Consider the following 7,099-nt stretch of genomic DNA (forward strand, 5'->3'; position numbering starts at 1 on the left):
GACAAGATGCGGGTGCTGGCCAAACTCGAGAAGCGCTGGGGCCGGGTGGCAATGGTTGGCGACGGGGTGAACGACGCTCCGGCACTCGCCGCCGCAGACGTCGGCATCGCGATGGGCCGGGCCGGCACGGACGTGGCCCTGGAGACCGCGGACGTGGTGCTGATGTCAGACGACCTGGGCCGGCTGGAGGGCGCCATCGCGCTGGGCCGGCAGGCAGAGCACATCGTGCGGCAGAACCTGGCGTTTGCGTTCGGCGTGATCGGCGTGCTGCTGGTGGGGGCCATCACCGGCCACCTGAGCCTGACTCAGGGGGTCATCGGGCACGAGACCAGCACGGTGATCGTGGCGCTCAACGGGTTACGGCTGCTTGGCTTTCGATGGCCGGCGGCCCGGCAGGAGAGCGCAGCCGAGTTGCAGGCCGTGGCCGAGGCAAGCTGACCCGAAAGCGTCCCTTGATCGGGGCGGGCGCATCGGCTATACTCGGTTACGGCGAGCGGATGTAGCGCAGCGGTAGCGCATCGGCTTCCCAAGCCGACGGTCGCGGGTTCGAATCCCGTCATCCGCTCCATTTTTTGCTGACTGCGGGACTGCCGCATAGGAAACCGGGCGAGCTGGCGTAGCTCAGCCGGCAGAGCGGGGCACTCGTAATGCCCAGGTCGCGGGTTCGATTCCCGCCGCCAGCTCCACGTTGTCTCGCCCTTGCTCCACTCGTTTGGCAGCACACAATTATCCCGGTTTTCCACCTTTGCACTCCGGGCGAAGCTGAAATCGGCCGGCCGGATTTTCGTGGTGCTTTTCATGGCCCGCAATCCCTGCGCGTGCAACCGTGGCGGCGAACCGGAAGGCCCCAGCTACGCCACCACGGCCCGCACGCCCAGCTCCTGCAGGGCCGCCAGGAACTCCCCCGGCGCATCTCCGTCGGTGATCAAGCAGTGCAGGCGCTGGATGGGTGCGATGATGGCGGGTGTCACCTTCCCGAGCTTGGAGTGGTCGGCGAGCACCCACGCTTCCCGGGCCTGCTCGATGAACGTCCGGTTGACCGCCGCCTCGGCGGGACTGTAAGTGGTGAGCCCGAACTCGATGGAGAGCCCGTCCACGCCGATGACCGCGACGTCCAGGCGGAACTCCCGGATGGTCCGCTCCGCCACGTGCCCGACCAGCTCGTAGGATTGGCTTCGCAGGGAGCCCCCGGCAACAATGACCTCGGTCTCCGGGGACGAGGCGAGGTCGGCGGCCACGTTGACCGCGTTGGTGACTACCGTCACGTCCTTGCCCCTGAGTGCCCTCACGAACTGCGCCACCGTGGTGCCTCCCGTGCACCCCACCACCTGCCCGCTTTGCACCATCGAGGCGGCGACGGCGCCGATGCGGCGCTTCTCGGGAAGAAAGGCGGTGACCTTGAAGTGGTAGGGCAGTTCGTCGCCCTGCTCGGGCAGGGAGGCGCCGCCGTGCGTCCGCCGCAGCAGGCCGTTTGCGCCGAGCTCCTGCAGGTCCCGGCGAATGGTGGCCTCTGAAACGCCGAGCAGCGCGGCGAGTTCGGCGACGCTGGCAGCTCCCCGCCTGGCAATCTCGCTCAGGATGCGGTCGTGGCGCTCCGGTTTGAACATGGTCGTGACCTGACCGGGCTCTTCGTACTCTGCCTGACCTGCCGTTGGCCCGCCGGCCCTCCGCCGTCAGCCTATCACGGGCGGGGCAAGTGAGCAAGATAGCGAAACCACCGGCTGAACTCCAATCACGATCAATCACCTTTCTGTTGACGTCAGATCGCCCGCCATGGTAGACTCCGCGCCGGGAGGCCGGGATCCGTGACCTGGGCCGAACCGGGATCCCTGACTCACACCGAGCAGGAGATCACGAGCCAGGACGCTTGGCGGCGGCCGGCCAACCTGGCTCCCCGGGGAGGAGGCACCGACCACGCCTCGCCGGTTCGACGTATCGGTTCTGGGGGAGCTGAACCCCGACATCATCCTGAGCCGGCTGCACGGGCAGCCCGCGCCCGGACAGGAACGCGTCGTCGAAGATGCGCTGATCACCATCGGGAGTTCCTCGGCCATCTTCGCCACCATCCTGACCCGGCTGGGCGTACGGGTCCGGATCGCGGGCAAAGTCGGCGACGACTGGCTCGGCCGGTACATCGTCGAGGCGCTTCGCCAGGAGGGCGTGGACATCTCGGCCGTCCTGGTGGACCCTTCGGTGAAGACCGGCGTGACGGTGGCCATCACGGGCACCCAGGAGCGGATGCTGATCACCTTCCCCGGGGCCATGGCGGCGATGACGGGACAGGAGGTCGACACCGCCGCCCTTTACGAGGCCAGGCATCTGCACACGGGGTCGTTTTACCTGCAGGAGGGGCTCCGCCCGAGCGTACCGCTGCTGCTACGCCAGGCCGTCGAACGCGGCCTGACCACATCCCTGGACCCCGGCCATGACCCTCGCCAAGCGTGGGACGGCCTCGAGGAGGCGCTCCCGTGGGTGGATCTCTTCCTGGCGAACGAAGAGGAAGCGGTGCACATCGCGGCACGCCTGAGCGGCACCGGGGCCCGCCTCCTCGACTCGAGGTCGGCCGGCACGGTGCTGGCGCGCCGGGTGCGGCGCCTTGCCGTGGTGAAGCGGGGTGCACATGGAGCCCTGCTGGCCCTGCCCGGTGGCCGGGTGATCGAAAGCTCGCCCTTCGAGGTCGACGTGGCGGACACCACGGGTGCAGGGGACGCCTTTGACGCGGGGTTCGTCTCGCAGTTCCTCAAGGGCGCGTCGCTTGAAGATTGCCTCGAGTTCGCGAATGCCTGCGGTGCGGTCGCCACCACCTATCTGGGCGGCACGCCCGGATTTCCGGCTGCTGATGGTATCCTCGCGTTCATCCGTCAACACGGAAGGAGCCGGCATCCCAGTTGAACCGGGCGTCACCGGGGAGAAGGCGCACGCTAGCCAACGCCTCACCGGGAGTCGGGGCGGCGGGCCCCCGCCCGGCGGCCGGCGTCAGGCGCTCCTGGCTTGACAGCCCCCGGACGCTTGCCTTCTTGCTGATGCTCCCCGCGACCCTGCTGATGGGCGGGGTGCTGGCTTACCCCGTCGTTCGCGTGGCCTGGATGAGCCTGACCGACCTGGTGTTGTCGGCGCCCGCCAGCGGGCAGTTCATTGGGATTAAGAACTACCTCGATGCCCTGGGCGACCCGCAGTTTCGGCACTCGCTCGGTCGAACCATCTATTTCGCCCTGACCACGGTGCCCGTCGAAACCGCGCTTGGGCTTGCCATTGCGCTTTTACTTAACCAGAAGTTCCCCCTGCACAACGTGGTGCGCGGCCTGGTGCTGCTCCCGTGGGCGCTTCCCTACGTGGTCAACGGGACCATGTGGAGGTGGATCTACGACGCCAACTATGGGGCGCTCAACGCGCTGCTCGTGCAGCTTGGCATCGTTTCGGAGTATCAGATATGGCTGGGAGAACCCACCTCTGCGTTTGTGGCACTCGTCGTCGCTAACATCTGGAAGGAGACGCCTGTGGCCGTCATCCTCATTCACGCGGCTCTGCAGACCATTCCCGTGGAGCTTTACGAGGCGGCCATGGTCGATGGCGCCGGGGCGTGGCGGCGGTTCACCGCGATCACGTTACCGCTGCTGCAGCCCGTCATCGCTGTCACGCTGGCCATCAAGACCGTGTGGGCGTTGAAGGAGTTCGACCTCGTCTACGTCATCACGCGGGGCGGGCCTGCCAACGCCACCAACCTGCTCACGTACCACACGTACCTGACGACCTTCAAGTTCCTGCGCTTTGGGTACGGTGCCGCCTTGGCCGTGCTGCTGGGTGTGGCTGCGTTTGTGGTGGCGGTGCTATACGTTCGGACGCTGAGAGCGCCGGAGGCCGAGGCTTGAACCAGGAGCCTGAAGCATGGTGCAGCGGACGAGTCCACGTTTCGGGATCCTGAGACGGCACGCACGAACCCTGGCACAGGGGGGCGTTCTGCTGGCCGTGGTGGCCGTGTGCGTATGGATCCTGGCACCGTTCACGTGGCTGGTGATAAGCAGCATTTCCACCCGGGTCGAGCTCACCAGCGTGCCGCTCCGGTGGTTTCCCGACCACCCGCGCTTTGACAACTACGTCTGGGTGCTGGCGGGGGGGCCCGGGGCGAGCAGCGTCCACCGGAGCCTGCAGCGGGGAGCGCTCAACAGCCTCGTCATCGCAGGTTGGGCCACACTGATCTCCCTCGTGGCAGGGTCCATGGCGGGGTACGCTCTCGGCAGGCTACGCTTTCCGGGAAGGAATGCGGCCCTGGCGAGCCTGCTCATGACGCAGCTGCTGCCGGCGGTGGTCATCATAATCCCGCTCTACTCGGTCATGCGGGCGGTGCGATTGCTGGACACGCCGGTAGCGCTGATCTTGGCGGATGTGGCGCTCATCCTCCCGCTGGCCATGTGGATCCTCACCGGCTACTTCGTCGGCATCCCCCGGGAGCTCGAGGAGGCGGCCCGGGTGGACGGCTGCACCAGGGCGGGGGCGCTGGTGCGGGTCACACTCCCGCTAGCTGCGCCTGGCATTGCGGCAACGGGCATCTTTTCGTTCATCATCGCGTGGAACGAGTTCTTCTCGGCGTTCATTCTGAGCTCAACCCTGCGCTCTAAGACGATGAGCGTGGTGATCGCCGAGTTCTCGAGCAAAGTTGGCGTCGATTACGTAGCGATGGCCACGGCGGGGGTGCTGGCAAGCCTGCCGCCGGTCATCCTCGCCATCGCCTTCCAGCGGTACATCGTCCAAGGGCTGACGGCGGGCGCCGTGAAAGGGTAGGGGGGATAGAGGGGGGAAGCAGAGCCGGCAGTGAGTGATAGAGGGTGTTTTCAGAGCCATCCGGTGGGGAGGGACGGTTGGTGAAGAACCACTATCGCTTCTTCGTTGTGCTGGCGGTGCTGGTGCTGGCCGCCCTGGCCGCACCCGGGGCGACGGCTGCTGCGGCCGACAAAATAACGGTCATCATGCCGCGCCACGAGATGGACCTGGTGGGCATCTGGGAGCAGCAGACCCGGCAATTTGAAGAGGCGACCGGGATCCGGGTCGAGTTTATCCAGATGTCGTGGGACGAAGTGGCCGACAAGGTCTTGACGGATCTGGCCACGGGCGGCGGAAGTTACGACGTCATCGAATTTGACAACGGGTGGTTGGCGAAGTTCGCCGAGGCGGACTGGGTGGAACCGCTCAACCGCTTCGCCAGCAAGGAGTACCTGGACAGCCTGGTGCCGGGGCTGCTCAGGACGTTCACGCAGGGGGACGATGTGCTGGGCATCCCCTGGAACAACGACACCCGCTTCTTCTTTTACAACCGGGCGATGCTCGACCGGGCGGGCATCGCCGAACCGCCGAGAACGTGGGACGAAGTGATCTCCCAGGCCGTCCGGTTGCGCCAATCGGGGATCGTGCAGTACCCGGTGGCCGAGTACTGGAACCAGGAGTGGGCCCTGGCCAACTCGGTGGCGTTCTATCTGTACAGCTTTGGCGCCAACTACTTCGATGCCGCCACGGGGGCTATCACCATCAACCGGCGGCCCGCGCTCGACGCACTCGAGTTCATGGTGAAAATGCTGCGCGACCTCAAGATCGCGCACCCCTCGAGCGTGACACTCTCGCAGGAGGCAGCGGCAGACCTCTTCTATCGGGGGTCGACGGCGCTCTTCTTCCAGGGGCCGCCGGTGACCTACCAGTATGCCAACGACCCGTCGCGCTCGCGGGTGGTGGGGCAGGTCGAGGTGGCTCAGTATCTGCCCGCCTGGAAGCCGTCGCTGCAGGCCACGCTGACACTTCCGGAGGCGTTTGCGATCCCGAGGACGAGCCGCCACAAGGAAGCGGCGTGGCGGTACATCCAGTTCATGATTTCCAAGGAGCGCGACCGCGAGCGGGCCCTGACCATCGGCAGCCTTCCGCTCTTCAAGGAGCTCTACAACGACCCGGCTCTGCTGAAGAAATACCCGTACTGGAACCAGTTCGGGTCGCAGTCGGCGGTGGCGCGAGCTCTCCCGCAGCTCACCTGGTACGACGAACTGGTGCAAACGACCATTGTGGCGGTGCAGAAAGCGCTTCTGGGTCAGGTGGCGCCGCAGCAGGCGGCCGATGAGATCGCGGCCTTCATGCGGGGCCGGCCGGTGAACGGCAAGGCCCTGCACTGAGAGCTGGAGCGCAAGGGCCTGGTTCCCGCCTCAGGCCCGGGAACCGGGCCCCTTTTTCTTTCTTGTTCCGATTGTTACACCGCCCTGTGCGCAACAGGAGGGCCCGACTTTCGTCCCTCGGAACCTACGCCTGCCGCCGTAGCTAGACGCAGTTCTGCCCTCGGTAGGCAAGAGCGTGCCCAGGGGGTGGAAGCACGCGAAGCAGAAACCGATTGACCCTTCTGGGGAACTGCTTTTTCGACTCCCGAGAAAGGCCCCTGCTAGACTACCTGGACACCTTCCGAGTTTGGGGGTGGAGCGTAATTCGGCAAGATCGAGGTCTTCCGCCGGTGTGAGGACCTGCGATGGTGCCAGGCACCGCTGTCCCGCGGCGCTCAGCTGCTCGAACCAATCGCCCATATCGAAGAGCTTCAGTACCCGGCCGATGCCCCGATCGACCGCCCGCCGGAAGACCTCGGCCGCCAACGCCACGTCCTCGACCGAGTTGCCGTCCAGCCCCAGGCCTGCCGCGTTCAGCACCGGCGTGCTAGCCGTCGTCGCGGTCACCACGATATCCGCCTCCCGGGCGGCCGCTGCCCACGGTCACTTCTGACGTCGCCTTCAGGTCCGACCGCCTGGGTGTCAGATCCAAACCGCACTCCTGCCGTACCCGACTCGCCTTTCTCGACTTCTGTGGTGAGACGATACCGACTTCCAGTTCCTCACGCACGACGGGAGGTGGCGAGGCGTGCCCCCGCTGTTATTGCCGGCCCGAACCATCCTGAAACCCCGCGACATCCGGGTGCTCCAGATACTGGCAACCTGGTACCCGTGTTGGCTCAGCGCCAGAGACGTGGGCGTGGCCCTCGGACTCAGCGACACGTCGGCCTCATCGCGGGCCATGGCGTCCCTACGAAGGCTGGTCCGGGCCAGGTGGGTCGAACGGCGAGGCCGGACCAAGGGCATGTATC

Annotated in this window: 7 protein-coding genes and 2 tRNA genes; 8 read left to right on the forward strand and 1 reads right to left on the reverse strand. The window is 66.3% G+C overall.

The window, feature by feature from the left end; translation table 11 throughout:
- The 3 genes from AB1609_12510 to AB1609_12520 all read left to right on the forward strand — a co-directional run.
- The coding region (locus AB1609_12510) for an HAD-IC family P-type ATPase (GenBank protein ID MEW6047286.1) at positions 1-438 on the forward strand (438 nt) is incomplete at its 5' end.
- A gap of 55 nt (positions 439-493) precedes the next feature.
- Positions 494-568 (forward strand) — tRNA-Gly (locus tag AB1609_12515).
- A gap of 42 nt (positions 569-610) precedes the next feature.
- Positions 611-686 (forward strand) — tRNA-Thr (locus AB1609_12520).
- A gap of 165 nt (positions 687-851) precedes the next feature.
- On the opposite strand, the gene AB1609_12525 is transcribed toward AB1609_12520, so the two are convergent.
- Positions 852-1,607, reverse strand: a complete 756-nt coding sequence (locus AB1609_12525) for a DeoR/GlpR family DNA-binding transcription regulator (GenBank protein MEW6047287.1) — start codon at positions 1,605-1,607, stop codon at positions 852-854.
- Positions 1,608-2,067: 460 nt separating this feature from the next.
- On the opposite strand from AB1609_12525, the gene AB1609_12530 reads away from it, so the two are divergent.
- The 5 genes from AB1609_12530 to AB1609_12550 all read left to right on the forward strand — a co-directional run.
- Positions 2,068-2,892: a carbohydrate kinase family protein gene (locus tag AB1609_12530; protein MEW6047288.1), complete on the forward strand. Its 825-nt coding sequence runs from the start codon at positions 2,068-2,070 to the stop codon at positions 2,890-2,892.
- Positions 2,889-3,869 (forward strand): sugar ABC transporter permease, encoded by a 981-nt coding sequence (locus tag AB1609_12535; protein ID MEW6047289.1) that lies wholly within the window; start codon positions 2,889-2,891, stop codon positions 3,867-3,869. Before AB1609_12530 ends, AB1609_12535 begins: the two co-directional genes overlap by 4 nt.
- Before the next feature lie 16 nt (positions 3,870-3,885).
- Positions 3,886-4,779 (forward strand): carbohydrate ABC transporter permease, encoded by an 894-nt coding sequence (locus AB1609_12540; protein MEW6047290.1) that lies wholly within the window; start codon positions 3,886-3,888, stop codon positions 4,777-4,779.
- A gap of 80 nt (positions 4,780-4,859) precedes the next feature.
- A complete protein-coding gene (locus AB1609_12545; GenBank protein ID MEW6047291.1) occupies positions 4,860-6,149 on the forward strand; it encodes a sugar ABC transporter substrate-binding protein in 1,290 nt (429 codons plus the stop codon).
- Positions 6,150-6,876: 727 nt separating this feature from the next.
- Positions 6,877-7,099 (forward strand): hypothetical protein (locus tag AB1609_12550; protein MEW6047292.1); only part of this gene is annotated, 223 nt, incomplete at its 3' end.

This window comes from Bacillota bacterium (assembly GCA_040754675.1).
GTDB lineage: Bacteria > Bacillota > Limnochordia > Limnochordales > Geochordaceae > Geochorda.

What these genes read in the sequence shown, in the direction of transcription:
- AB1609_12525 (MEW6047287.1), bottom strand. Translation starts at nt 1,607, where the DNA reads ATGTTCAAACCGGAGCGCCACGACCGCATCCTGAGCGAGATTGCCAGG.
- AB1609_12540 (MEW6047290.1), top strand. Translation starts at nt 3,886, where the DNA reads ATGGTGCAGCGGACGAGTCCACGTTTCGGGATCCTGAGACGGCACGCA.